Annotated in this window: 23 protein-coding genes and 1 tRNA gene; 9 read left to right on the top strand and 15 right to left on the bottom strand. The window is 45.6% G+C overall.

Going from position 1 to position 25617, the window contains the following annotated elements:
- Positions 1-2 precede the first annotated feature (2 nt).
- Complete coding sequence (locus E4N65_RS03340) at positions 3-965, top strand: Hsp33 family molecular chaperone HslO (RefSeq protein ID WP_044013191.1); 963 nt, start codon at positions 3-5, stop codon at positions 963-965.
- A gap of 56 nt (positions 966-1021) precedes the next feature.
- On the opposite strand, the gene E4N65_RS03335 is transcribed toward E4N65_RS03340, so the two are convergent.
- From E4N65_RS03335 to rpmF, 4 genes are read right to left on the bottom strand one after another with little or no spacing between them, the layout of a single operon-like run.
- Positions 1022-2476, bottom strand: a complete 1455-nt coding sequence (locus E4N65_RS03335; protein ID WP_253674033.1) for a methyl-accepting chemotaxis protein — start codon at positions 2474-2476, stop codon at positions 1022-1024.
- 16 nt (positions 2477-2492) lie between these two features.
- Positions 2493-3227, bottom strand: a complete 735-nt coding sequence (gene rnc / locus E4N65_RS03330) for a ribonuclease III (protein WP_144389693.1) — start codon at positions 3225-3227, stop codon at positions 2493-2495.
- Between the two features lie 11 nt (positions 3228-3238).
- The gene (gene acpP, locus E4N65_RS03325; RefSeq protein WP_016522148.1) at positions 3239-3475 is read right to left on the bottom strand and encodes an acyl carrier protein; all 237 of its coding nucleotides are present in this window, start codon (positions 3473-3475) and stop codon (positions 3239-3241) included.
- A 14-nt stretch (positions 3476-3489) separates the two neighbouring features.
- Positions 3490-3678, bottom strand: a complete 189-nt coding sequence (gene rpmF / locus E4N65_RS03320) for a 50S ribosomal protein L32 (protein WP_016522149.1) — start codon at positions 3676-3678, stop codon at positions 3490-3492.
- 144 nt (positions 3679-3822) lie between these two features.
- On the opposite strand from rpmF, the gene E4N65_RS03315 reads away from it, so the two are divergent.
- Both E4N65_RS03315 and E4N65_RS03310 read left to right on the top strand, forming a co-directional pair.
- Positions 3823-4557 carry a YggS family pyridoxal phosphate-dependent enzyme gene (locus E4N65_RS03315; protein WP_044013201.1) on the top strand — a complete coding sequence of 245 codons (735 nt, stop codon included), beginning with the start codon at positions 3823-3825 and terminating at the stop codon, positions 4555-4557.
- 10 nt (positions 4558-4567) lie between these two features.
- Positions 4568-5290, top strand: coding sequence for a hypothetical protein (locus tag E4N65_RS03310; protein ID WP_253674032.1), 723 nt, complete (start codon positions 4568-4570; stop codon positions 5288-5290).
- Between the two features lie 52 nt (positions 5291-5342).
- On the opposite strand, the gene E4N65_RS03305 is transcribed toward E4N65_RS03310, so the two are convergent.
- Positions 5343-5424 (bottom strand) — tRNA-Leu (locus E4N65_RS03305).
- Positions 5425-6363: 939 nt separating this feature from the next.
- On the opposite strand from E4N65_RS03305, the gene E4N65_RS03300 reads away from it, so the two are divergent.
- The 5 genes from E4N65_RS03300 (at position 6364) to selB (ending at position 12736) form a co-directional block, all read left to right on the top strand.
- The gene (locus tag E4N65_RS03300) at positions 6364-7353 is read left to right on the top strand and encodes a tRNA dihydrouridine synthase (protein WP_253674031.1); all 990 of its coding nucleotides are present in this window, start codon (positions 6364-6366) and stop codon (positions 7351-7353) included.
- Positions 7354-7442: 89 nt separating this feature from the next.
- The gene (locus E4N65_RS03295) at positions 7443-8171 is read left to right on the top strand and encodes a glycogen-binding domain-containing protein (RefSeq protein WP_253674030.1); all 729 of its coding nucleotides are present in this window, start codon (positions 7443-7445) and stop codon (positions 8169-8171) included.
- 23 nt (positions 8172-8194) lie between these two features.
- Positions 8195-9571 carry an MATE family efflux transporter gene (locus tag E4N65_RS03290; protein WP_253674029.1) on the top strand — a complete coding sequence of 459 codons (1377 nt, stop codon included), beginning with the start codon at positions 8195-8197 and terminating at the stop codon, positions 9569-9571.
- Between the two features lie 5 nt (positions 9572-9576).
- Complete coding sequence (gene selA / locus E4N65_RS03285; RefSeq protein WP_253674028.1) at positions 9577-10926, top strand: L-seryl-tRNA(Sec) selenium transferase; 1350 nt, start codon at positions 9577-9579, stop codon at positions 10924-10926.
- Positions 10927-10960: 34 nt separating this feature from the next.
- Entirely contained in the window at positions 10961-12736 is a 1776-nt protein-coding gene (gene selB / locus E4N65_RS03280) for a selenocysteine-specific translation elongation factor (RefSeq protein ID WP_253674027.1), read from the top strand.
- Positions 12737-12829: 93 nt separating this feature from the next.
- Here selB and E4N65_RS03275 read toward each other — a convergent pair whose 3' ends face one another.
- Positions 12830-14677: a methyl-accepting chemotaxis protein gene (locus tag E4N65_RS03275; protein WP_253674026.1), complete on the bottom strand. Its 1848-nt coding sequence runs from the start codon at positions 14675-14677 to the stop codon at positions 12830-12832.
- A gap of 417 nt (positions 14678-15094) precedes the next feature.
- On the opposite strand from E4N65_RS03275, the gene E4N65_RS03270 reads away from it, so the two are divergent.
- Positions 15095-15382, top strand: a complete 288-nt coding sequence (locus tag E4N65_RS03270) for an HPF/RaiA family ribosome-associated protein (RefSeq protein ID WP_162663033.1) — start codon at positions 15095-15097, stop codon at positions 15380-15382.
- Positions 15383-15605: 223 nt separating this feature from the next.
- On the opposite strand, the gene E4N65_RS03265 is transcribed toward E4N65_RS03270, so the two are convergent.
- From E4N65_RS03265 to E4N65_RS03225, 9 genes are all read right to left on the bottom strand, one after another.
- Complete coding sequence (locus tag E4N65_RS03265) at positions 15606-17249, bottom strand: fumarate hydratase C-terminal domain-containing protein (RefSeq protein ID WP_253674024.1); 1644 nt, start codon at positions 17247-17249, stop codon at positions 15606-15608.
- Positions 17250-17277: 28 nt separating this feature from the next.
- The gene (locus tag E4N65_RS03260; RefSeq protein ID WP_253674023.1) at positions 17278-17898 is read right to left on the bottom strand and encodes a hypothetical protein; all 621 of its coding nucleotides are present in this window, start codon (positions 17896-17898) and stop codon (positions 17278-17280) included.
- A complete protein-coding gene (locus E4N65_RS03255; RefSeq protein ID WP_044013224.1) occupies positions 17885-18502 on the bottom strand; it encodes a hypothetical protein in 618 nt (205 codons plus the stop codon). The genes E4N65_RS03260 and E4N65_RS03255 overlap by 14 nt, the downstream gene beginning before the upstream one ends.
- Positions 18503-18527: 25 nt before the next feature.
- The gene (locus tag E4N65_RS03250; protein ID WP_253674022.1) at positions 18528-20300 is read right to left on the bottom strand and encodes a S1C family serine protease; all 1773 of its coding nucleotides are present in this window, start codon (positions 20298-20300) and stop codon (positions 18528-18530) included.
- Between the two features lie 108 nt (positions 20301-20408).
- On the bottom strand, positions 20409-20990 hold the full coding sequence (locus tag E4N65_RS03245; RefSeq protein WP_253674021.1) for an MBL fold metallo-hydrolase: 582 nt from the start codon (positions 20988-20990) through the stop codon (positions 20409-20411).
- Positions 20987-21505: a pentapeptide repeat-containing protein gene (locus E4N65_RS03240; RefSeq protein WP_253674020.1), complete on the bottom strand. Its 519-nt coding sequence runs from the start codon at positions 21503-21505 to the stop codon at positions 20987-20989. The genes E4N65_RS03245 and E4N65_RS03240 overlap by 4 nt, the downstream gene beginning before the upstream one ends.
- 659 nt (positions 21506-22164) lie before the next feature.
- Positions 22165-23637, bottom strand: a complete 1473-nt coding sequence (locus E4N65_RS03235; RefSeq protein ID WP_253674019.1) for a M81 family metallopeptidase — start codon at positions 23635-23637, stop codon at positions 22165-22167.
- A gap of 43 nt (positions 23638-23680) precedes the next feature.
- Positions 23681-24532: a carbohydrate ABC transporter permease gene (locus E4N65_RS03230; protein WP_044013230.1), complete on the bottom strand. Its 852-nt coding sequence runs from the start codon at positions 24530-24532 to the stop codon at positions 23681-23683.
- A gap of 9 nt (positions 24533-24541) precedes the next feature.
- Positions 24542-25420 (bottom strand): carbohydrate ABC transporter permease, encoded by an 879-nt coding sequence (locus E4N65_RS03225; RefSeq protein WP_044013232.1) that lies wholly within the window; start codon positions 25418-25420, stop codon positions 24542-24544.
- Positions 25421-25617 lie beyond the last annotated feature (197 nt).

Genomic DNA, 25617 nt, shown 5'->3' with positions numbered 1-25617 from the left:
CCATGATATACGCACCTATTGACGACACGGCGCTGCAACAGCACCTTGATAAACTTGAAAAAGATGAACTCCATATCTTTACTGCCGACGACGGCCTGTTCCGCGGAGGGCTTTTCCACGGCACGCGGTTCGTAAACCGAATACGTGCACAGCACCGGCTGGGAATCCTCGAAACCCTTGTGCTCGGACAGGCAGGCCTCTGTGCAGCACTGATGATTCAAACGATGAAAGGGCGCGAAACACTCCAGCTGCGCTATGAAACGGACGGCCCTGCAACCGGCTTTTCAGTAGAAGCAGACTCGCGAGGCTTTGTGCGCGGCTATCTTCTGCAAAATCCCATACCGATTGAAACTCCGCTTGAAAGCTGGGATCTCGCCCCCTTTTTAGGAAACGGCACACTTACCGTTACCCGCTTTCCGGAGGCAGATCATGCTGCCGGGCGGGAACCACATCGCGGTATTGTCGAAATTAAATACCGGAATATCGCAAAAGACCTTGCGTGGTATTTTCAGCAATCGGAACAGCTCTATACGGCCTTTAATACGAGTATCAGGTTTGACAGCATTGGCAGAGTAGTCGGCGCCGGAGGCTTTTTTATCCAACGGATGCCGACGGAAGGAGGAACTCGCCGCGGAAAACAGGCAAAAACGGAAGAAGAAATTGAAGATGCCGTTACCCGTATGGAACGGGCGTTTACCGCCTGTCCTCCGCTCGGCGATTGGTTCAGTGAAGGCGGGAACTGCGAAGATATCATTTTCGGCTTACTGAGAGAGTTCAATCCTCAAGCGGTTGCAGCACGGAACATAGCCTTCGATTGCCCATGTTCAAAAGAGTATTATCTGGAAGCATTGCAGAAGCTGTCGGAAGCTGAACGGAAAAACTTAAAAGAAACAGCAGACGATCCGCTTGAGATTGTCTGCCGGAATTGCTCCAGTGTCTACCATATTCCGCTTGCCGAACTATAAAATCAGCAAAGCGGAGGTATCTCGAAAGTAACTAATTTTCGGGATACCCCTGTTCTCTATTTTTTTGTGTAGTTTTTACTATCGATAAATTGACGCAAGATACTCAAACTTTCGATAACCGATGCAGAATAATCCAGCAATTTTGAATAAGAAGCTTCCAATTCGGTTCTCGATGATGTTTTAAGCTGACCGACAATAGCTTTCGTCTCATTATGGAGCTGCTCATGGTGTACCATAAGCTTTTTAAACTCGGGATGCTGCATTAAACCTTCATGCAGCGGAGCTTCTTTTTCAATCCATTGACCTAAATCACATTTTTTATGGTCACCCAATTCTATTGTGTTTACATCAAGCCGCCCATCAATCAAGGCACGCACCTTAGTAACCCAACCGAGATGTTTCAATACAATGCGCGCAAATGGCATAGCATACTCATCCGCTACTGTCTTTCCGTTTACCAGATCAATACCTTTTTCGACTGCAGCATCGACCACAACGGTACTATCAATAATATTGTTCATATTAAACAGGGCGCTGCTCATCAAATCGCTTACTTCGTTTGCAGTTGTCTGCAAAGAGGTCAGCATATTGCCGCCTTTATCCGCCTGATCAGCTATTTTATTGATATATTCAATAGCGGTGTCCGCACGGTTATTCAAGTCTGCCGCAGATTCCGGCACCAACATAACAGCATCGCGTACCGATGTGCTTGTTCCGGCAAGCATATTCATCTCAGAAGAAATTTCTACGAAAGAAGAGGCTGTTTCATTTACCGAATTACCGATAAGCGTCATCGCAGTACGCGTTTCGTCAGCGGTATCACGCGCAATCTGAAGCGCTTCAAGCATATTTTTAAGGGTTTTGGAAGCATCGGCAGCATTGAGCGCCGTCGCTTCAGAAAGCTTTCTAATTTCACCCGCAACAACGGCAAAGCCGAGGCCAGCCTTCCCTGCATGTGCCGACTCTATGGCAGCGTTCATTGCAAGCAGGTTTGTCTGAGCACTGACATCATTTATCGAGCCGATAATATCTTTAACCGCATCAATGTTTTGATTAAGGCTGTCGATAACCGTAAATAAGTCTTTTACCTTTAATGAGCCTTTTGCGACGGCATCCGTTAACTGAGAAGTAACCGAAATTCTATCGGTAACGATGTCCGCAACACGATTTACCGAATCGGTTATTTGCTCTACCGACGAACTTGCTTTTCCGGCCGTATCCTCCAGTGCAGTAGTGCAGCTATGCACCTCTTGCAGCTGTTCCTGAACCGACATGATGGAATCCAGAATTGAATGGATACTATCGGTAAACGCCTCAAATTGATGTTCTTGCTTGAGGTTTTTAAAAAGAACCTGAGACGCACCGGTTATCTTGCTTCTGATATTAAGTGCAATATTTTCCGCAGCAGTCATCAATGCTTCTACTTCTTTTACCTCAAACACGATACCGTTTGTGATAGGCGCTATCTCATGCTTTTCCGCTTCCGAATCCTTTTTTGTAAATGAAAACATACTTTTTCCCCTTTGTTTACAGACACAAGGCTTTCCAAGCAGCCTCCGCGGCAGCTTGTTCCGCTTCCTTTTTGCTTTTCCCTAAAGCAGGTTCATATTCCTTCTCTTTAATGACAACTTTTACTTGAAAAACTCTGTCATGATCCGGCCCCGATGTCTCTACCAGCACATATTTAGGGATAATGCGATATTTTTTTTGCACATATTCTTGCAGCAAGGATTTATAATCCCGATATCGATGTTTATTTTGTTCGACCAACTGCATCTGCGGTTCAATAATTTTTAATACGAACTGTTGAGCAGCCTTGAATCCCGAATCTAAGTAGAGTGCACCGATAAGTGCCTCCACCGCATCGGCGAGCAGGGCTTTTTTCTTCCTACCGCCCGACACTTCTTCACCGTGCCCCAGCATTAGATATGTATCGATATTGAGATTCAGTGCAATGGGAAAAAGAGAGTCTTCGGAAACAACCGCAGCTTTAATTTTTGCAAGATCGCCTTCAGGTTTATCTGGATGAGCAAGATACAACTCTGTTGCAACAATCATACCAAGTACGGAATCACCCAAAAACTCAAGCCGCTCATTATTGATAGGAGAATCGCTGTGTTCATTAGAAAATGAACGATGACAAAAGGCTATATCCAATAAGCCAATATTTTTAAATTTACATCCTGCTTTTTTTTGAAAAGTAAGCAGTTCTTGCTTCCGATGTTTTTCTAAAACATGGATAAAAGGAAACAAGAACGACATCTTTTGCAATATTACTTCGACTGAGATTTAATGAAATCGTAAGCATCCCTAACGGTTTCGAATTCGCTTACTTTTCCATCAGGAATCTTGATTCCCATCTCTTCTTCGATTGCATACACCAGCTCATACGTATCAAGGCTATCTGCACCGAGATCTTGGCGGAATGAAGAATCGAGCGTAATTTTATCCGCATCAATTTCCAACTTGTCTGCAATCAACTTTTGAATTTGAACAAATAATTCGTCCATAAGAAAATCCTCTCTTAATTTAATGTATCCGGATCAACGACCTGATGTCCGCGGTAGAACCCGCATTTTGAACATACATGATGAGATAAAATTAAATTGCCGCAATTTGCACACTCCACAAGATGAGGTGCGTTTAACCGCATATTGATTCCTCGACGGCGGCGTGTGCGTGCTTTTGACGTTTTAGCTCTTGGCACTGCCATAAGGTAACCTCCCTATTCATAATTAAATCACAAAAAGATATTCCATATTATACGTGAACCTGAAAATAGTCAATATGAATCCTTGCATAAATACCGAATGGATTATATAATTTAAACTATCAGGAGCATCACAATACATTTCTTATGGAACATATTATTCAAGAAAACATCCTGCACATTATGGAACGGATTAAGGCTGCCTGTAAAAAAGCAGGGCGCGATCCTAAAGAAGTTCAGCTGTTGCTTGCAACTAAAACCGTCGAGCCGGAGCGGATTCTACAGGCTTTTGCCTGCGGTTGCACTTTAATCGGCGAAAACAAGGTACAGGAGCTGCGCGATAAATATGAGGCGCTTTCCGCAGTGCCGCATACGGCGCATTTTATCGGGCATCTGCAATCGAATAAGATTAAAGAGGTGATTCAGTATGCGCAATGTATCCAATCAATCGATAACCTCGATACGGCACAAAAACTGGAACAGCGGCTTGCGCAAGAAGACCGTAACCTCGACATCTTAGTGCAGGTAAACACCTCGGCAGAGGAAAGCAAATTCGGCTGTGCACCGGAAGAAGCGGAGACTTTGATAAAAGCCATCGCTACCCTGCCCCATATCACTATCCGCGGGTTTATGACTATCGGATTATTCTCTGGGGAAGAAGATAAGGTACGGGCGTGCTTCCGCTGCCTTAAACAGGTGCAAAAGCGCGTTGCAGCACTGGCGCTGCCGAATGTTTCTACGGATATTCTTTCGATGGGGATGTCGGGCGACCTAGAAATCGCCATTGAAGAAGGTTCAACCATGTTGCGCATCGGTACGGCGATATTCGGCGAACGTCAGTACCCCGATACTTACTACTGGAATGAACAAAGTCCTTCATAATGATAACGGAATGATGAAAAAAAAGAGTTTACTTGTAGTTGTATTCTTACTATCCGCAGTAGCCGCTTTCGGTGAGGAGCTTACCTATGCGCGGCCGAAAACCAACGGCCTTGATATTGAGCTTTCTCAGGTACATTTGATTGCCGAAGCGTTTGATGAAGAACGCATCGCATATCGATTTGAACTTGCGGAAGGCAAAAAACTTTCCTGCATAGAAACGCAAAAAACACTGCGGATACGCCAAATGGCTCCTTCGCAGGGCACGCTGTATGTCTTTATACCGAAAAAGATGTTGCTTGAAAATTGCAGTATACGGGTAAACCGCGCGGATATCCGGCTCGAAGGTGTGCAGGCGGTACATATCCTTGCAATGCTGAATATGGGCTCGGTAACAACGTCCGAATGTGTCTTTAAAAATGCCGTAATCAATATTGCGCGGGGTTCGCTATCCTATGATAAAACGCAAATTGTAAAATCCTGTGCATTCACCGTAACCGATGCAACCGCTGCCATAGTCTTCCCTTCGGAAGAGGCTGAATATCATATCGATTACGTCCAAAACGGAGGGACGCTCACCATTGCCGGTAATGAGCTTACCAAAAGCCCGGGAGAATACGGCAGCGCGAAAGCAAAACGCCGCATCATCTTTTCGGGAGGAGCGGCAAAAACTTCGATCAACTTTACAAAAAAAGACACAAAAACGGCAGCTTCAAAACAAAATTCCGGAAACTGATATGCCTCGTACATAAAAAAAGGCTTCTTTTGAAAATCAAAAGAAGCCTTCATGCGGCGAACTGGACTTGAACCAGCACACCTCGCGGCATCAGCACCTCAAGCTGACGTGTCTACCAATTCCACCACCGCCGCATTTGTAACAGTGATGTACTATATCTAAGATTACAAATAAAGTCAAGACCTTTTGAAATATACGACGCATCTACTGCGTCATACGGCAAAAAAGTGTCCTCAACGTATCATAGATACGCCTGCGGTACTTTTTTGCCTAATTCCTTGTATCTGCATCGTCTATTTCAAAAGGCTTACGGAAAGCTATATACTTCGTTGCTGCGCGAAAATTAATCCTCAACGTATCATTTCCGCCACGGATGGCGGGGGTTCCAAGCAGCAGCGTGTTTGCCCTGCAAACACGTAGGTATAAAATGTACAGGGAAGTACATTTTATACCGTGCCTGTGGTTAATTTTTGCTCGCGCCTTGTATCTACGCCGTCTATTTCAAAAGGCTAACGGAAAGGGTATATACTGCGCGCCGCTGCTGAAAATACTCAACGTATCAGAACGGACAGGGATGTCCGTGGTTCCAAGCAGCAGTAAGTTTTTCGTTAGAAAAACTTATCGTTGAGCAGTGTACAAGGAGGTACACTGCTCAACAGCGGCACTGATGGCGGGGGTTCCAAGCAGCAGCGTGTTTGCCCTGCAAACACGTAGGTATAAAATGTACAGGGAAGTACATTTTATACCGTGCCTGCGGTTAATTTTCGCTCGCGCCTTGTATGTTCAGAACGGACACGGATGTCCGGGGATCCACGCAACGGCGACGTTTTTGCTCCGCAAAAACTCGCGTCCAGAAGTGTACACGGATGTACACTTCTGGACAGGCTATTTTCAAAAGGCTTACGGAAAGCTATATACTTCGTACCACTACTATTGAAAATACTCAACGTATCTCAGAAGCGATGCGGATGTCGCTGATTCTCGTCAGTAGTGTGTTTGTCTGATTGCTAGAAAAAAATGTGCGGAATTCCACGCATTGCAAAATCACGGAGTTTTTGTTACAGTGAGCGGCGATGAAGCTCATACTGGCGCCGCTGGCAAATATCAGTCATTCGGGATTGAGGATGCTTATCCACACTTTCGGCGATCCCGACGAATATTTTACCGAGATGATTCATGCGCCGTCGCTGCTTGCGGGCGGGCGGTTTGAACAGTGGTATCTGCGGGCAAACCCCGTGCCGGAAAAGCTGGTGTGGCAGCTTACCTCGCCTAAGGCGGAAGCATTCACACAGGCGGTACCGGTTGTACTGCAGCACGGCGGCATCGGGGTTGACTTAAACATGGGCTGTTCCGCTCCGCCGATTGTACGGACGGGAGCAGGCGTTGCTTGGATGCTCAAGCCGCTTAATACGACAGCCGAAGCGGTGCGCTCGGTTAAACAAGCGCTTGAAGCATATTCTACAGAACAAGGCAAGTCGTTTAGACTGAGCGTAAAGCTGAGGCTCGGAGCTACTATCGATTATGCGTATCTTTTACGCTTTTGCACGATGCTGATTGATGAAGGCGTGCAGCTTATCACAATCCACCCGCGCCTTCAGCGGCAAAGCTATGCGCGGCCGGCTCTCCACGAATACACGGCTGCGCTTGCAAAGGATTTAGCTATTCCGGTATACGGCAACGGAGACATCGATTCGGCAGAAAAACTGCAAACCGCCGCCCAGCACTATCCTTGCACGGGGTGGATGATCGGACGCGCAGCGGTACAAATGCCGTGGATTTTTGAAGCAATACGCCGCAAACGCGCCGGCGATTCGAGTTCCGTACCGTACCGTATCGACCTTGAACAAACGGCGTTATCGTTTTTGCACTACCTCGAAACCGAACAGCCGCCGGAATTCTTCCTTACACGGGCGCAGCGGTTCTTTCAGTTTTATTGCGACAATTTTTCGTTTGCGCACTATTGTAGAACACAACTGCTGCGGTCACAGAGCCGAGAAGAAATGGAGCACGCGCTGCATACCTACTTTGAACAGGCTCCTGAGGATAAAATGATTCAAATTTAAAGTTTTCGGTTTATTTTCCGATGCTTATTAAATGGAAGTATGTTATTATTAAAAGATAACAACCGGTTAAAATATTCGGGGAGGACATCATGCGCAATGCAATACGGCAAAAAGCCGTGGCGGTCTTTTTTTTCTTGTGTATACTGATCGCGGCGCAAGCGGCGGAACAAACTGTCATCGACACATACACCTACGGTGAACTTGTTGAAACGATTGCACGGACGGATGCGCCGCTTATCACCGGAAAATATATCATTTTTACGGCAGCAGGATCCGCACGTCATGTCGGGATCGCCTTTGAACATGAAAACTTTCAATCAATTCATTCTTTCCAGCGCTTATATCGAAGCGATGATAGCACCGAAACTAAAAAATCAATCCTCTTCTATATCATGCAGATACCTGAAGAAATGAGAGAGCTGCACTATCGGCTGGTTATCAACGGTCTTTGGTCTACAGACCCGCTCAATCCCGATGAAATCTTCGACTACTCTGCCGGAATGTCTCTTTCGGTTTTAAAGATTCCGTATCAAAAAGAATATAGAACCGCTGTTGAAAACAACGGCAGAACTCGTTTTGTCTATCAAGGAGAATCGGGAAAACGAATATACCTTGCAGGCACGTTCAATAATTGGGATCCCTTTATGTATACCTTGGAAGAAGTGATGCCGGGCAGATACGAATTATATCTTCCGCTGCCGAACGGCGTTTGGTATTACGCATACTTTAAAGACGGAAAGCAGATTCCCGATACGACAAACCGCGAACACGTCTACATGGCCGACGGGAGAACAGCTTCGGTTATTTCCGTTAAATAACACAGCGTATTGCCTCCCCGCCTATGAAGACATTCCTGAAGCAATCCACGGAAGCGCGGCGCGAACTCATCCTGACCGCCAACCCTATTAAAACATTGCTTATTCTCTCTCTCCCATCACTGCTAATGAATACCGTGCAGGCGATGATGCCGTTTACCGATGGGCTTTTTATCAATAACCTCACCGGCTATGCAGTAACGGGGGCAGTAACCTTTTCCCAGCCGATTATTTCGATGGTATTGGGTTTATCACAAGGGTTAAGTGTTGCCGCGATGGCAATTATCGGGCAGCTGAACGGCAAAGGCGCAATCGAAGAAGGGAAAAGGGTTGCTGCGCAGATATTTTTATTTGCGGTCATACTCGGTATCATCAGTGCGCCGCTTCTTCTGATCATCAGTGTGACGGTTTCAAACGGATTGAAGAGCGATATTGCGCCGTATGTCCGTCAGTACATCGCATGGTACAGCATCGTCTTACCGTTTAGCTTTTTGGAGTCCGTATACAACGGTATCAAAAACGCGAATGGGAAACCCGAAGCGGCTTTTACCCGAATGACCATCCTCTTTATCATGAAGGTCGTCGGAAATTTTCTCTTTCTCTATGTATTGCGGCTCGAAATTCTCGGCTGCGTACTCGCCTCGCTTTTGGCAAACGCAACGATCACAGTCTGGATGGTATATGAATTGTTCATCCACAAAAGTCTGGACAAGCTCGATGTCAAAAACTTCAAGTTCGATTCAAAGATCATCAAAGAGGTTCTGAAAGTCGGTTTCCCGGCAATGTTCAACTATTCCTTTTTATACTTAGGCTTTTTCCTTATCAATAAAGAGATTGAAAAATACGGAGCTATTGTGGTCGCGGCGCAGGGAATCGCGAGCAATATCAACGCACTGTGCTTCAACCTCCCTGCGGCTTTTAGCGCGGCAATTACAACGATGGTCAGTATGCACATCGGTGCAGGATATCCGCAAAAGGCAAAACGGGATTGTCTCCTCGGCTGCATCACCAGCATCATTATCGCCGTTATAATGATTTCGATTATGATTCCGCTTTCGCCTTATCTGACTGTCTTATTCAGACGGGAGCCGGAAATTATCGGTATTGCAAACAACGCACTCAACATCTACACCTATTCGATTATCGGCTTCGGTATTTGTATGACCATTCAAGGCGCGTTTATTGGACTCGGCAAAACGAAGATGCCGCTTGTGCTCGGTGTGCTCCGTATATGGCTGCTGCGTTACATCTTTGTATTGGCAACGGAACACATCCTGCAATACTACGCTATTTTTTGGGGAAATCTCTTTTCAAACATAACAACCGCGCTTATCGCAACCGTCCTCATTTTGCGGACAAAATGGGTGTCAGCACTCACCATCACCACTGAAGAAAAGGAGTAACCGCCATGCACGGTTCACTGGCACAGATACCGCAAGTTGAAAAACTTCTGTCGCATCATGACCTTTCCGGCTGCATCGAAAAGCTCGGCAGACCGATTGTAGCCTCTATCGTATCGGAGTATATTAAGCAGATACGGGCTGAGGCTTTAAAAGGAGCCGCCGTTCCGTCTTTTGATGCGTGTATAGCGGACATCCGGCAGCGATGCACGAAGCATATACGGAAGCGGATTTCGAAGATTATCAACGCGACGGGCATTATCCTGCACACCAACCTCGGACGAAGCCCGCTTCCGCACGGTATTTGGGATGCGGCAAAGGAAGCAGCCCAATCATATTCGGCTATCGAGATGGATTTGGAGGACGGCAAACGGGGACAGCGGTTCCCCTTTGCCGTCGAAGCGATGAGTACGCTTGTCCGTGCGGAAGCGGCGCTGATGCTGAACAACAATGCCGCCGCCGTGTTTCTGTTACTTAAAGCGCTTGCAAGCGGAAAAGAGGTTATCGTTGCGCGCGGCCAGCAAGTGCAAATAGGCGGCGGCTTCCGCATCCCCGACATTCTGCGGGAGGCAGGCTGCACGCTCGTAGAAGTCGGCACTACCAACATCACCACCATGGAGGACATTACCACTGCCGTTACCGAACAGACGGCAATGGTGCTGTGGGTACATACCTCAAACTATAAAATCCGCGGCTTTACGGAGCAGCCCTCCCTGAGCGCCATCCGCAAGGCCTTACCGCCTGAGATTATTCTTGCGGTGGATCAAGGGTCAGGCACTATTTCACTTAACCTACAAGATGAGCCGACCGTACCGGCCTTATTAAAAGAAGGCGCCGATCTTGTTTGTTTTTCGGGGGATAAAGTATTCGGCGGCCCGCAGTGCGGATGGATTACCGGCAAAAAAGATTTAATCGCGCTCATTGCCCGCCATCCGCTGATGCGCACCTATCGGGTAGGACGTGCCGTCGCCGCTTTAATGGAAGAAACCCTCGTGCACTACCTGAATAACGGAAAGAGCGCCGCGGCCGAAGCGTTGCTGCTTGACCCTGCCACAATAAAAAAACGCAGCGAAAAACTTGTGAGAAAACTGCCGTCCGGAACCGCATGTGTTGTCCCCTACCCTTTCTCGCTCGGCGGCGGCAGCACCCCCGACGAAGCCTTCCCGTCATGGGCAATTATGCTGCACACGCATAAACCGGAAGCGGTCAAGACAGCGTTACGGTTTTGCAGCATTCCGATTATCGCTATTATTTCGGAGGACAGGCTGCTATTACACCTTGCCGCCGTAAATCCTGCCGATGATGCATATATTATCCAAGAATTACAGGAAATCTCTAAAAACTCGCCCGGCTTTTAGAGGTTCGTTAAAAAATCACAGAGGTGCGTTGACTATGGCATATATTTTAGGAACCGCCGGACACGTCGATCACGGCAAAACCGCATTGGTAAAATGCTTAACCGGAGTGGAAACCAGCCACATCCCCGAAGAAAAGAAGCGGGGGATGACCATTGAGCTGGGTTTTGCCGCCTTGGAAGATCCCGTACACGGAACGGTTGGCATCGTCGATGTTCCCGGACACGAACGGTTTATCCGTAACATGGTGGCAGGCACGTGGGGACTTGACGCGGCAATGTTGATTGTCGCAGCAGACGACGGGTGGATGCAGATGTCGTCGGATCACCTGCGGGTACTTAAAGCGATGCATATCAACTCCATCCTGTTGGTCATAACTAAATCAGACCTGACCGATCCCGATATGATTGATCTGATACAAGAAGATGCAAATCGGCATTGCCGCAAAATCCTCGGAAGGGAATTACCCTCCGTGGCTGTTTCCGCACATACCGGCGCGGGTATCGACGAACTCAAGAAAAAAATTACGGAATTATTGAGCGCCGTCCGTACCGCTCCGTTAGATAAGCCGTTCCTGTATATCGACCGCGCCTTTACGCTCAAAGGGATCGGCATCACGGTAACCGGTACGCTCCGCGGTAAAAGCATTGCCGTCGGCGATCAGCTTACACTCTATCCCGGCGGAACCGAATGCAAGATTAAGAACATTCAAAATCACCACGCCGACGTATCTTCTTCCGAATCGGGAATGAGGACGGCGCTCAACCTGAAAATATCCGAAAAAGAAAAGGTAGAGCGTGGTATGCTGCTTGCAGGCCTTGGCGAAAGTCCCGTACTGCAAGGCTCCGAACTGCTTGTCCGCGTCGATGAATATTTTAACAAACAGGAAACCGGCGCCGGTATGAAAAATCATATTGAACTGGAACTTGCCACCGGCAGCACCAATGCCATCGGCGCGATTCACTTTAACAAAACAGATCCTACGCTGGCGCGGGTGTCCTTACAGGAACCTATCGCCGGACGCTGGAACCAACCGGCCGTCCTTATCAGACATGGGGGAAGTTCAATTCTTGCCTCGTGCAGAATACTTGCGGCCTTTGACTCCTACCGTGCGGCCGTCTTTAAGCAGTTTTTTTCGGTGTATGCCGGACGGGAATTACCGTCGTGGAAAAGCTGCGGCTTTTTTATCACCGGCTTTATAGAAAAAGACCGCGCGGGACCGAAGGAGCTTTCGGCTGACGCAAAAGACGTTACGGCTTGCGGCAAACAGCTCATCTTTACCAAGAAGCTTGCCGAATGGGAAGCAAAGATTTTAGAGACCGCAAAGAAAAGTCAGGCAGGTTTTACGGCAGAAGAAATCGATACGGCTGTACCGGTAAAGGTGCGACAGGAAATTTTGAAAAAGCTGTGTGCGGAAAACAAACTTGTCAGTGAAGGCAGTGTGTACAAGCTGGCAGGCAGCGGAGATACCTTGTCGAAAACGGCACAGCAGCTTTTACAGTTGGCGCTTAAAGCAGGGTTCGACGGTATCGAAATAGATAAAATCCAGCTGCCGCAGGTGCGGAAAGACGCCCGCGATTTGGTAAAGCTCGGTAAGCTCGTCGTATTGGAAAATTTTTTGCACTACCACCGTGAGGTATACGACAAAGCGATTGCCGCTATCTTAAAAGGGAAAAAAGCAGGCGACATCATCACCATTGCAGACGCCCGTACCGCGACCAATCTTTCGCGTAAATATGTTATCCCCCTGCTCAATGTGTTGGAAAAAAACGGCAAGGTAAAGCGCCGGGAGAATGATAGAATCGTCTTGTAGGGTTAAGACAGGGTAATCACACTCATTCGTAGAGGCTTAACCAATGCATTCATGGCAAACGCCTGAAATAATTCCGGTCGGTCAAGCGTCAATTTATACCTTAAACTTACCGACTTCTGCAGACAGACTTTCGATTGTGTCTTTATTCTGCTGCGTAATAGCATTTACTTCCTGTACGGCATTATTTATCTGAACAGCTTCGTGCGCCATTGCGTTCATATTATCGGTGATGATTTTTGTTAGATTGTCAAGTTTCCGTATCTCGCCGGTAACGTGTGTTCCATCTTTGAGCATTTGTTCCGACCCTCTTTTGACATCCGATGTTACTGTTTTTATATTCGAGATTGCCCCCAAGATTTCACGATTGCCGTTTTCTTGTTCACCCATTGCTTTCATAAGATTGGTGCTCATTGCTTTTACATGTTCGGAAAGTTCGAAAATACTGGCAAATTTTTCTTCGACGGTTTTTGATGACGTAGATAAACTCGTGATTTCGGAGCCGAGCATTTTCAATGTCATCGTAATGGTTTTGCCTTGTACAGAAGATTCTTCCGCCAGCTTCCGTATTTCGTCTGCAACAACAGCGAATCCCTTGCCGGCTTCTCCTGCGTGAGCAGCTTCGATTGCAGCGTTCATTGCAAGGAGATTTGTTTGACTTGCAATATTTTGGATAACATTACTTGCCTCCATCAATCCGCCTGATTCCTCAGCTATCTTTTTTGTTACGGCATTGGAATTTACTATTGTTGTTTTCCCGTCGGCAGTCGCATCGGCAAGCCGTTTGATTGCCTCATCGGTTTTTTCCAGCGTTTGCGTAATAGAAGCGATATTCGCCGCCATTTGTTCTATCGATGATGAAGACTGAGCGACACTTTCCACTTGTACTTCAATACTCGCATTCAGTTGTTTGATCGTGTTGATTATCTCTTCGACTGCAGCGGATGTTTCCATAACACTTGCAGCCTGTGCGATAGTCTGTTGTTTCACTCCTTCGGCATTGGTATTTATTTGATGAGCCGAATCTGCGGTTTGTGCCGTGTTCATGGAAAGTACTCCGATAGCGTCTTTCATTGCTTGGGTATTGTTTTTTACACCGGTCAGTAAAGCGACTGTGTTTTTATGGAATACATTCAATCTTGTTCCCAAAAGCCCGAAAATATCGCGGCGCCGTAATTCCAAGTGACTCGGAGTAAAATCGCCAACCGCTAATTTATCGGTAAACGACACAATAGTTTCGATCTCGTTATTAATACCTTTGTAAAGAGTATAGTTGATAAAAAGCGCTCCTATTAGAATCACGATGGATATTGGAATAATTGAATGTGTTATCGTACCGACAATCGTCATACCGTTATAGAGACTTGCTAAAAACGGAGATACACAGAGAAAAATGATACCTAAAAAAAGGAAGAAACCGACAAGCATTCCTCGCGTCGTATAGGACATAGCAATATGTTCTCTTTCAAGCGGTACAAATTTTACATAGTTTTCAAGCTGCTGAATCCAGATCACATAAAAAAAGAGCGCTATAAAAAACAAACATCCTACCGATGCAAAAATCGCTGCAGTAAACTGTGCAGTAGAATTCATACCTACCCATAACAGTGATACAACCGGAGTTACCGTTGATAATACAATCGGAACCACAATGCTGAGTTTTGAATATATATTCAGCGCTCTATTCGCCTTATTTATACCATCTTCTTCCGTTTGCCAGTTAAGAACGATATTCATAGTTTTTTTATAGAGACCAATAGGAAACACGATTGTAATACAGGCGGTCAACAATGTAGAAGGCGCCATAAAAATTTTAAAGAGTGCCTCTCTGGGAACTATCTTTGTATACAATGCATATAAGAAAATAAAAATAAAAACACCGCTGTATATTAAAAGATTCAAGACAAAAATAGATTTTGGCGGCTTTGAAACTACAGTAGTCATCGGTGATACCTCCCACACTGTATCGCGTTACGGTATAGTGTTTACCATAATAGAGGTTTTTATTTTCGCGGTCAATAAATTTTCGTAAAAAGAACCATGGTTACTCAGGAGGTATGCGAAATTTCGTAGGTATAAAATAAGCCTCTAAAATGACGTTGCGCTCCAATGCAACAGTTTCCAAAATTTATATTTTATTCAACTGTTGCATTTTAAAGAAAATAAAATTTCACACAAAGGGAAAAAATGAATATGTGCGGATTTTTCCTCGACTTTTTGCATTTTATTACGTATACTTAATAGAGAGGGCTTCTAAAAACGTGTTCAACCTTTTTAGAATGACCTGAAAGAAGGAGCGCTGCAAAAAGCAGTTGTTTTTGCGGCGTCTTCACACACCTGATACCGTATAGGAGGTCTCGTATGAACATCAATTTACAGGCGGTAAAATTTACGCTGGACGAAGATCAAAAAACCTTCGTACACAAGAAATTTGAACGGATTAAGTATGCGGAAGATTTAATTGTCGATGTCCTCTGCACAATAAAATTCGACAAAAAGTTTACTTACGAATGTACCGTCAATTTTAAGGGCGGAACCGCACACGTTTCCACCGAAGATTATGACTTTAAAGCAGGGGTCAATAAATTGATGGATGTTTTGGATCAAAAAGTACGAAAGGAAAAAGATAAGATACAAGCTAAAAAATAACATTCCCGCAAAACGGGGATGTCTCAAAAGTTGGTTACTTTTTCGACATCCCCGCGAGTTTAAAATTAAGTCTTTATACAGTAACGACTTAATTTTAAACATCGCATCTAAATCTAAGGAAACTGTCCAAAAACTGTTTCGCAATCCGCTTTAGCGGATATAATGAATAATTTCCTCACAGAAAAAGCCGATAGGCTTTCAGTTTTTGGACAGCCCTGTTTTTTTATAGGGAAGCGTAGAAGTCGTTTCCTTTATCATCCGTAATCAAGAATACCGGCAAATCCTTAACCGAAATCAGCTGCACGGCTTCCATTCCCAAATCGGGATAGTCGAGGACCTTACGCGCGGTAATATGCTTTTCCGCAATCAATGCCGCAGCACCGCCGATGGTGCCGAGATAAAAGGCGCCGTATTTTTTACACGCAGTGCGCCATAGTTCAGATCGGTTCCCCTTGGCAATGGTTATCAACGCAGCCCCCCTGCTCATCAAATCATCGGCATAGGGATCCATGCGGTTTGCCGTCGTAGGCCCGAAGCTGCCGATAACGGCGCCTTTCGGGGTTTCCGCCGGTCCGGCATAGAGAATCGGATAGTACAGCGTGTAATCGGGCAGCGGCTTACCGCTTTCCAGTAATGCCTTCCAGCGGGCATGTGCCGCATCGCGCGCAACTAAAATCTCCCCCGAAAAGAGAAATGCCTGCCCTACCGGATAGCCGGAAAGCTTGGTACGGGCGGCATCGATGGAGCTGAGGTCAACCTTAACCGGCTCCCCATGATGCGCATCGGCACCGGCTGTATAGGCCGTCGCTTTTTCAAAGAACGGCCGAGGATCGGAAACGTTTTTTTGCAAAAAAGCGCCTTCGCGGCTGATATAACCGACGAGGTTCCGGTGTGCATTACAAGATACGCCTATCGAGGCAAAGCAGCTTGCCCCGTGCCGCGGTAACCGGAACACACGGGCATGCGCCGCAAGGTGGGAACCACCAAACTGGGCACCCAATCCCGTTTCCGCTGCAATCTGTAATACCCGCTCTTCCCAATCCTTACACCGCAGGGGGCGCACTCCGCCGACCGTATCCGTCCAACGGATAGCGCCGCCGGCTTCGTTTAACGCCTCTACCGCATCCCAATAGCCGGTGGTTGCCAGCTTGAGGGTTTGTAAGTTCTGTTCGGGACTCAAGCCGCCGATAACAACGGCAATCGTGTACGGCGGACAGGCCGCCGTTCCAAGGGCGGCGATCTTTGTCTGCAAAAAGCGTTCAAAGGATTGTGGGTTTAACAGCGCCTTTGTTGCGCAGGTAAAATCCGTTTTATTGGAGGAACCGCCGCCTTTCGCGCAAAACAAGAAACGGTACGAAGGCTCGCCGCTTCCGTTTGTGCTGAATACATCGACTTGAGCCGGTAAATTGGTAGCCGAGTTTTTTTCATCAAAAAGCGAAGAAGGAATGTTGATAGAAAACCGCAGATTATTCTCTTTATACGCCTTCCCGACACCGGCAGTAAGCGCTTCCGTATCGGAAGCAAAAGGTACCGTTCCATCCACAGCGTTTAAGACCGAATACGCAGAGGAATCCTTCCAGGCAAAGACTTGCGCAACGCCCGTATCCTGACAAAGCGGCAGCGTACCTTTTGCTGCAATGACGGCATTCTCCAGCAATTTTACTGCAACGAGCCGGTCATTCTCCGAAGATGCGGGATCGCACGCAACATTCAGCAAACTTTCCAAATGTTCTTGAGGAAAGGTAAAGGATAAGCGTTTAAACGCTTTCTCTGTAAAGACAGCGAGTATGTTAGCATCAACTATTAAGCCGTTTCCGCCCTGTACCGCCGCAAGGTCGGAGGCGGGAATAATCTTTTCAAATTCCATACAAAACCTTGTCCATCTTCTTTATTTATTAATCTTCTTTATTTAATGGAATCAACGGCACCCGTTCAAGTTCGGCATCTTTACCGTATACTTCCTTGACGGCTTTTGCAGCGGCATCGAAATTATCAGTTCTTTTTACATCGGTTATATCATAAAACGGCCTGCTGCATTTGCAGGTAAAATCACCGATATATACGTAGCGTACGTCATCAGGCACTTCGATTTTAACCTGTAACGGGAGCGTAAGAAATAGCGCCTCAGCTCCCGCAAAATAGTATCGTAAAGAGTGAATCTCAATATATCGTTTCCGAGCCGCAAAACCGACGTGCAGCATAGCAAACTCACCGGAATCGGTATCTTTTTCAGTCCACCCTTGAAGGAAATATTTAGCATTTTTACCCTTAAACATGATAACATCATTTCCGTCACCGTACCGCTTGAGCGAGAGTGCAGCAAACGACATATCTGCATACTTTGCAAAAAATTCAGTATCCGGGGACGGCTGGAGTTTTAAAGAAAATACCATAACAATCTCATCCTTTCCGGGGGCTGCAGGACGGTTCTTGTCAGCGGCAAAGATATCCGTACCGATAATAAAAAACGCAACGGCAATAATAAATGAAGCAACAGCGTAGTTATTTTTTCTCATTTTGAATCTCCTCTATTCTTTTATTGATAAGCGCTTCCCAGTCAGTGTTTTTAAATTGACTTTTCATTTTAGTCAATGTTTTTAACTCATACGCAGACTGTTCGCTGCGGGGATACGGCGTAAGCGCTCCTATAGAGGTCTTAAAATCAACCTGAAAGTTATATGCGCCGATAAACTGCAAGCCTGCTTTTTTCGTAGTAAATGTAATACACCCTTCTTTTCCTACACTGGGTGAATAGATATTGACCCCAAATGCAGCTGTTTGACGGAGCTGTATAAGCTGAAAACTCAGTCCCGTGTCCAACGGAGGAAAACAAAAAGGCCCATTTCCCATGGCTAATGGGGTCGTATAAATAGCCTCCTTGGAAGCATCCATTTGCACATACATCTGTAGACTAACATACGAATCCACATACCCGTATACCAGACAGTCAGTTTCCGGATCTCCCATCGATTTTATAGTAACCTTTTTGCCGTTTAGACTTGCATAACCGTCTTCTGCCATAACTTTAAAGTTACGGAACATAGAACAGGAAGTAAATGCCGTCAGCACGCTCAACAAACAGAAAAGCACCGCGCCCTTCTTACTGATTTTTGTTTTCATATACTATTATCTCCTTTCAATATAATTAGAACCGTATTGATACGTTGATACGAACTCCAGGATTCGTTGTGCTCGGCTTCTTTAAGTATGTCCGTGCAATAAAATCGGCGCCGAACGACAGTGTTGTAAAATTAGCCGGAACAAATTCCACACCGGCGCCGTAATGTACAAACGTATCGACCGGAGGAATAAACAGGCCTACGCCGACAAATGCTTGCGGTGCAATGTATAGGACATTATTAATATTGATCGGTATCTGCCCCTTCAGCTCAGGACAGAGTCCGAATGTAAAGCTAAATAAACCGCTCTGCGAGGGACTGAATGAAGATATGCCATCGCGCGGTTTATCAATAATAGCCGACATTCCAACTTCTGCATATTTAAAACTGTAAAAGAAACCGAACGAAAAAGCCGATCTCCAACGTCCATCCCTACTAAAGCCGAGATACGATAAAGGCATTCTCATTTTTGTAGGAATTTCATCGATAAAGACCGAGAATTTTCCGGAAGATTTTTTATCTTTTTTTGCACTCTTTTTATTTTGGTCTTTCGAACCCGTGCCGCTTTGAGGAGGCTCATTCAGACTGGTACCGTCCATCTGCCATGAATTATAGGCTTTTTTCCAAACGGTAAAGAATTTCGACTTCTGAACTTCATCATACAGAACAAATTCATAACCGTTGTCCGTCTTTTTCAAGCTATTGATATCCGTCCCCGTATCGGGTAAATAGGTATTTTCCTCCGGATCGACCGCAGTATAGATATCGTATGCAAGAGCTGTTCTGATGCCGTTGATAGGATTTCCGAAAATTGACGCAGCTAATATTTCATTTCTAAAAAGTTTCGGAGCTCTTCGCAACGCTTTCAAGTATACATCAAGCCCGCTTTGGATCGCATAATCTTCGGAAACATAAACGGTTAATTTTCTGATCCGTTTAACGATCTCTTTATTTTTGTCACTCTCTTTCTCGATTTTAAAATTTTTACAGGATTCGGCAAATATATTTAAAGAAGCGGTTAAATCGCGTTCGATTTTTTTATTTCCGGCAAAAGCTTTCTCATCCATAAATTTAGTGATTGTAGAAGCAGGAATTGCAAAATTGGTGGCCTGTCTAAAAACCGCCTTTGCAGAGTTAATACCGATAATTTCGTATCCCGAAGGAGCATTTACCGCTTTTACAAGAAGAGGACCGCCGGAATTTCCGGAGTCGATAGGGGCAGAATGCTGAATGAAGGTAGATATTTTCGGATCAATATCATCGGGCAGTCGTGCGCGTGCATTTGTTACAGTACCTTTTCCGAGCTGCCACATCGGTTTTCCTGCCAGCCCCGGATAACCGGCAGACCAAACGTCAATTCCGTCGACAGGAGTTTTTGATGCAAATGTCAAATACGAATCAACTTTACCGCTTGGGACTTCGGCAATTGCAAGATCCAATTCTTCGTCAACAGCAATAATTTTACAGTTTTCAATTTTTGCCGTTCCACCGTTAGCGTCTTCAATTTCCAACGTAAGAGATGCCGCATAAGCAGCAACATGATAGTTGGTTAAAACATAGTCTTTTTTATTTTGTCCTTTAATAAAAAAACCGGATCCGAACACACCTTCTTTTGCATTTTTAAAAAGCTCGGCTAAATCCGAATATCCGGCTGTTTCCAGTTTATCCGACGCCGCTTCCATAAAAGCAGCGGTTTTCTCACTGTAATTCGGTCTTACAATACAAACAGCATTTCTGATATCAGCAAACGCTGCCGTAACACTGAGAAAAAAAAGCAAACAAATAATTTTGTTTTTCATGAACAACTCCTTTACATACTACGAGAAATCTCTGAAAACTTTGTTTTTAAAGATTTTTCTTAGATTTTATTTACAATCTTATATGGTATAGGGTATACCGTACTTTTGTCAACCTTGAAAACCTTGAAAACCGGTATATTGCGTAAATTTCCGTTCCACTCCGATCGTAGTCGGCGGGCCGTGTCCCGGAAAAAGGAGAAGCGAATCATCTTGAATAAACAGCTTTTTTTCGAGCTGTTCCGCAAGCGTTTTTGCCGCAAAACTATGCAGCGTACTGCCAACGATTCCTGCGGTAAGACTGTCGCCGGTAAAAATACAGTTATCTATCTTAAAGAGATAAGAATCGGGCGAATGCCCGGGTACCGAAAAACATTCGACGGAAAAACCGGCAATTGAAAGCGTACAATCACCCCGCAGCATCTTTCCGTGTTTACCGACCAATGCATGATCCGCCGCATATATGCGCGGGTTATATATTTTTAACAACGTCGAAAGCCCGTACCCGTAATGCCGGATATGATTATGCGTAATACAGACAGCGCTGAGCGTATAACCGTTCTTTTCGATGTGACCGATTACTTCACCGGTTATCTTTCCCGGATCGATAATCAGCGCTTCTCTACTGACTTCATTGCCGACAAGATAGCTGTTTACAAAACCTTCGTGTGAATAATGAGGATATATTTTCATTTTACAAATTCCTCAGTATCAAAATGAGCAACGCGCGTATTAGAATACTTAAATGATACGTCATCGTATATATTCTTTGTAAAATACACTTTTTTTATATTGCAATTTTCAAACGGTGTCTTACGCAACGAGCATCGAATAAAACGGGATCCGTATAAATCCGAATCCTTAAAACCGCATTCACACGTTGTAATCCCGGTAAAATTATTGATAAGCAATTCCGAATCGGTAAAAACGGTATTTTCAAAAATGCTTCCCGCAAAGCAGGAAAACTGAATATCGGCTTTATCAAAGGTGCAATTGACAAAGCGGGTAAAGTCAAAAAAAGAAAGCCGAACCCGCGTACCCGTAAAGGAACAATCCGTAAAACAGGCATGCGCAAATGAACAGCCGGCAAGTCTTTTACCGGAAAAATCAACACCGGTAAGCGTAAGACCGGCAAAATTCATACTGTTAAGATCGGAACCCGACTCAAGCGCCGAGGTGAGCGCCTCATGGGATAATTGTTTCGTCATGTCGAACATACCGGTAAGCTCCAATTGAAACCGTGTTAGTATCTATTATATCGCCTTTATCTTATTTGTCAAAGTTAGAGTCCGAAAATCAGCCGGGGAATTGATGCCTAGTGTAAGGGCATCCAATTCTTGTATGTTTCCTTATCTGGAGAAAAATCTTGCATTATCAATAATTTCTGCAATGGAACTTTTATCTTTTTCCGGAATGACTGAAGACGAGCTTTATGTATAAAACTCGCTCCGTTTAGAACCATGACCTCCGTCCTTGGGCGTTTTGATACGTCGAGCATTTATTTCGACGTAGCGACAACGCAGATGCGTCATATATTTGGAACCAACCTTTTTGGAAATAGCTCTGCCGTAAGCCTTTTGAAATAGACGGCGTAGATACAAGGCGCGAGCGAAAATTAACCGCAGGCACGGTACAAAATGTACTTCCGTGTACATTTTGTACCTACGTGTTTGCAGGGCAAACACGCTGCTGCGTGGAACCACCGCCATCCGTGGCGGTTCTGAAATACCATTTACCGTTAGCCTTTTGAAATAGACGGTGTAGATGCTAGGAGCCTAGCCGAAATAAAGCGGAGGCGTACTTTTTGTACGTCGAGCATTTATTTCGGCGTAGCGACAACGCAGATGCACCGTATATTTCAAAAGGACTAGGCGTGCCAGTCCATATCTTTATCCATCGGATACATCGGGCTCGGCAAGTATTTATAATGCAGACGGGAGAACACTTCGTTGGTGCTGCCGTCGGTGAGCACGAGCATTGAGCGTTTTGCAATGGCGCGGATTTCCGGTTCAAGGTAGCCGAGCTTGACGACAATGACCTTGCGTTCCGTAGGTTCAACGCCGAGCGCCCGCATCATTTCGGGGTCATAGCAGCCGACATGCTTTGACGTTACAACGACATCGACGCCGCAGACATCCAAGAGTGCCATATCGCTGTTCTGAGCCTCTGCCCATGCCTTGCATAGTTTTTTTACCGTCGCTTTTACCTGAATGGGTGAACTCTTTTCCTTGTCGAAGGCAGCGCCGAGCGTTCCCTCCACGACATTTCCTTCTCCGGCTTTAAAGGCGGCTGCAACTAAGGCGGGATCGTAAAAAGCCTGATAGCACAGCGGCGGGTTTAGCGAGGTTAAGAAGGGATCGGCAAGGATCGCCTTTAAGAAGTTGGTTACATCCTGCGAAGAACCGGCGGTCGGATTGTCACCCGAATCGGAGAGCACTACCGGATACACGCCTGCTTCAACACTGGAACGTGCATGGACAAGGGCGTCGGCGGGTTCGCGGGTTTCGTTGTAAAAGCCGAATTCTTTTCGGGTATCCCAGAACAACTGTGCAAGTTCCCGTGCCTTTTCCGTTGCGAGCTGCTTATCGCCGTCGGTTACCACCATCGCCGTAACGCCGTTGTCGGCAGTATCAGCCCACGGAAAGCCGAGTAGATACGAAGCAGCCATAATGTGCGGCTGCTTTTCATATTCGCGTAACGTTGCCGTCAATTTTTTCATCGGCTCAACACTGGTTTCCGATTGTTCACCTGCGATAAGGAATGGAATCTTAACTGCCGACATAACCGGCCTGATGCCTTTTTCCAAAGTTTCGATGGTCATCCGCGCTGCATGAATGCCGATTTCATACGTGTCCGTATGCGGGGCGCACTTATATCCTACATAGCCGTCTACATAGTCGAGCATCCGCTGCGAAATCGTTGCGTGCATATCAAGTGATGACAAAATAGGAATGTCGGGGCAGATTTTACGGATATCCTCCAGTAAATTGCCTTCCGCCTCGCCGATTTCGCGCACCCGCATCGAACCGTGCAAGGAAAGACACAGCGCATCCAGCGGCAGCGCATCCTTAATCGCCTGCAAAAATTCTTGTTTTAACGAAAGGTAGTAATCTTTGTCCCATTCGCCGTTCGGAACCGCCCGTGCGATAAGCGCCGGAATAACCTCGTATCCCGCTTCTTTCAACGTCGCAATCGAACCGAAAACGGAACTTTGCCCCTTTCCCTCTAAAAGCTCCTTTCCCCGTAACACCCAAATATCATCAGGTCCGGTGGTAATCGGATTAAAGGTATCGGACTCGTGATGCATTCCGCCCACGAGCACCCGCTTTTTTCTATTCATTTAAAAACTCCTTCGATAATATCAATGCCGAATATCAATGCCGCTATTCCTTCAAAGCCCCTTCTCCAAAGCCTTTAATCAGCTGTGCGTGGAAGACAATATAGAATACAATCATCGGAAGTACCCCGATAACAAGGGAGGCATATTGTAAACCGTAGTCGATGTTGAGCCGTCCGGCAAATTGGGTAATCGCAACCGGTAAACTTTTCAATGTTGCCTTCGTGGTAAAAACGAATACGAATAAAAATTCATTCCAGTGCTGCAAGAAAGATAAAATAATCATCGTCGCAATGACGGGAACGGAGAGCGGCATAATCATCGTCCAGAATATGTAGCGGTACTTTGCGCCGTCTATCTCCGCCGATTCAATGAGCGCATTGGGGATTCCCTTAACATACGAAATTGCAATCATAATGGAGATCGGCAGGTTGAAAGCAACATACGGAATGATAACCCCTAAGCGCGTATTCACCATACCGAGTTTTGCTTCCAGTTGGAACAACGGGATGATAACTGCATGAACGCTGATCATTAAACCAAAGGCAAAAATCGAAGTAAAGACCTTTGACGATTTGAAAGGGAATTTTGTTAAACCGAAAGCAGCAGCCATTGCAAGCAGCATGGTAGAGACGGTCGCCGTAATCGTATAGATAAAGCTGTTTACCAGTGCAATACCTAATCCGCCCTTTGCCCACGATTCGGTATAGTTAAAAAAGGTTGGAGCTTTCGGCAGCGCCAACGGGTGAATCATAATTTCCGCATTCAGTTTAAAAGATGAATAAGAAAGCCAAATAAGCGGGAACAGCGTAAGCACCGCAAAGGTCAGCATTAAAATGTAGGCGCTTGTTTGCCAACCATGAGAGGCTTCCTGCAGCAGATTTCGTTTTGTAGTCATATCAGCCTCCTAATAATCAAAGCGTTTTGTTACGGCTCGGCTTATCATCAAGGCTATAACGGTAAAGATGATAATGATAACAGCCAGCGCACTACCGTATCCGTAATTCTGGAATACAAAGGTTGTATTATACATATAAACGGCGATAACTTCCGTAAAGTGCGCAGGCCCTCCGCCGGTCATCGAATAGATGAGGTCAAAACTCTTAAAACTGCCCGAAACTGCCAGAATAGTATTGATAAAAATAACATTTGCCAGCATCGGCGCAATAAGGCGGGCAAAAATCGTTCCTTCCCGTGCGCCTTCCAGCTGAGCCGCCTCTATAACGCTGTACGGTATCCGCTGCAGGTTAGCTAAAAAGATAACCATATAAAGGCTGGTATGCTGCCACAGTAATACAAAGAGGATCGGCACAATCGCAAGATATTTATCCTCGAATATCGTCATAATGTAGTCGGGATTGCCGGTTAGATCGCGTATAATTGCAGGAACCACGCCGACAGGAGAAAATATTCGGTTCCACAGCTGTGCAACGATAACGGACGAAATAGTTATCGGTAAGAAAATCAGTACTTCAAAAAAGTTTGCGTGTTTTACCATTTTTCGGTAGAGCATGTACGCAAGTAAAAGCCCAAGCGGAATCTGCCCGAGTACTGAAATTAATACAATGAGGATATTGTTCCGTAAGCCAATGTAGAAAACAGGATCGGTAAACATTCTGATATAGTTACCAAGCCCGATAAATTCCATTTTTCCATACCCTTTCCACTTTGTCAGACTTAAATAAAAGCTGAACAGCACGGGAAAGATAATGATGCCGATGTAAATAATAAAAGCAGGCAAGATAAAAGAAATATAACTCATCCGCTTTTGCCGTAAGTAGGTCATATACCGTAAACCGCCTTAGTGTTTAAATTATCAATTATAATTATGCATTACTAAACAGATACAGCCATTACGGCGAAGTGTTTTAAGCTTCTGTATGCCGATCGGCAGTTCTCGTGTAAAGTTCATGTCTTTATATTCGTGTTCCCAAGATTTATTGTAGTATAGGACACCTCTAAAAACTCGGTTAGATTTTTAGA

Origin of the sequence: Treponema sp. OMZ 855 (assembly GCF_024181145.1) — a bacterium.
Classification (GTDB): domain Bacteria; phylum Spirochaetota; class Spirochaetia; order Treponematales; family Treponemataceae; genus Treponema.
This window is presented reverse-complemented; position numbering and strand designations above follow the sequence as displayed.

Bases quoted from the DNA above. Each gene is read 5' to 3' on its own strand.
- E4N65_RS03250 (WP_253674022.1), bottom strand. From the start codon at position 20,300: ATGAAAAACAAAATTATTTGTTTGCTTTTTTTTCTCAGTGTTACGGCA.
- selA (WP_253674028.1), top strand. From the start codon at position 9,577: ATGCACGGTTCACTGGCACAGATACCGCAAGTTGAAAAACTTCTGTCG.
- E4N65_RS03240 (WP_253674020.1), bottom strand. From the start codon at position 21,505: ATGACGAAACAATTATCCCATGAGGCGCTCACCTCGGCGCTTGAGTCG.
- E4N65_RS03275 (WP_253674026.1), bottom strand. From the start codon at position 14,677: ATGACTACTGTAGTTTCAAAGCCGCCAAAATCTATTTTTGTCTTGAAT.
- rnc (WP_144389693.1), bottom strand. From the start codon at position 3,227: ATGTCGTTCTTGTTTCCTTTTATCCATGTTTTAGAAAAACATCGGAAG.
- E4N65_RS03265 (WP_253674024.1), bottom strand. From the start codon at position 17,249: ATGGAATTTGAAAAGATTATTCCCGCCTCCGACCTTGCGGCGGTACAG.
- E4N65_RS03300 (WP_253674031.1), top strand. From the start codon at position 6,364: ATGAAGCTCATACTGGCGCCGCTGGCAAATATCAGTCATTCGGGATTG.
- E4N65_RS03340 (WP_044013191.1), top strand. From the start codon at position 3: ATGATATACGCACCTATTGACGACACGGCGCTGCAACAGCACCTTGAT.
- E4N65_RS03290 (WP_253674029.1), top strand. From the start codon at position 8,195: ATGAAGACATTCCTGAAGCAATCCACGGAAGCGCGGCGCGAACTCATC.
- selB (WP_253674027.1), top strand. From the start codon at position 10,961: ATGGCATATATTTTAGGAACCGCCGGACACGTCGATCACGGCAAAACC.
- rpmF (WP_016522149.1), bottom strand. From the start codon at position 3,678: ATGGCAGTGCCAAGAGCTAAAACGTCAAAAGCACGCACACGCCGCCGT.
- E4N65_RS03260 (WP_253674023.1), bottom strand. From the start codon at position 17,898: ATGAGAAAAAATAACTACGCTGTTGCTTCATTTATTATTGCCGTTGCG.
- E4N65_RS03295 (WP_253674030.1), top strand. From the start codon at position 7,443: ATGCGCAATGCAATACGGCAAAAAGCCGTGGCGGTCTTTTTTTTCTTG.
- E4N65_RS03270 (WP_162663033.1), top strand. From the start codon at position 15,095: ATGAACATCAATTTACAGGCGGTAAAATTTACGCTGGACGAAGATCAA.
- E4N65_RS03310 (WP_253674032.1), top strand. From the start codon at position 4,568: ATGATGAAAAAAAAGAGTTTACTTGTAGTTGTATTCTTACTATCCGCA.
- E4N65_RS03245 (WP_253674021.1), bottom strand. From the start codon at position 20,990: ATGAAAATATATCCTCATTATTCACACGAAGGTTTTGTAAACAGCTAT.
- E4N65_RS03230 (WP_044013230.1), bottom strand. From the start codon at position 24,532: ATGACTACAAAACGAAATCTGCTGCAGGAAGCCTCTCATGGTTGGCAA.
- E4N65_RS03255 (WP_044013224.1), bottom strand. From the start codon at position 18,502: ATGAAAACAAAAATCAGTAAGAAGGGCGCGGTGCTTTTCTGTTTGTTG.
- E4N65_RS03315 (WP_044013201.1), top strand. From the start codon at position 3,823: ATGGAACATATTATTCAAGAAAACATCCTGCACATTATGGAACGGATT.
- E4N65_RS03225 (WP_044013232.1), bottom strand. From the start codon at position 25,420: ATGACCTACTTACGGCAAAAGCGGATGAGTTATATTTCTTTTATCTTG.
- E4N65_RS03235 (WP_253674019.1), bottom strand. From the start codon at position 23,637: ATGAATAGAAAAAAGCGGGTGCTCGTGGGCGGAATGCATCACGAGTCC.
- E4N65_RS03335 (WP_253674033.1), bottom strand. From the start codon at position 2,476: ATGTTTTCATTTACAAAAAAGGATTCGGAAGCGGAAAAGCATGAGATA.
- acpP (WP_016522148.1), bottom strand. From the start codon at position 3,475: ATGGACGAATTATTTGTTCAAATTCAAAAGTTGATTGCAGACAAGTTG.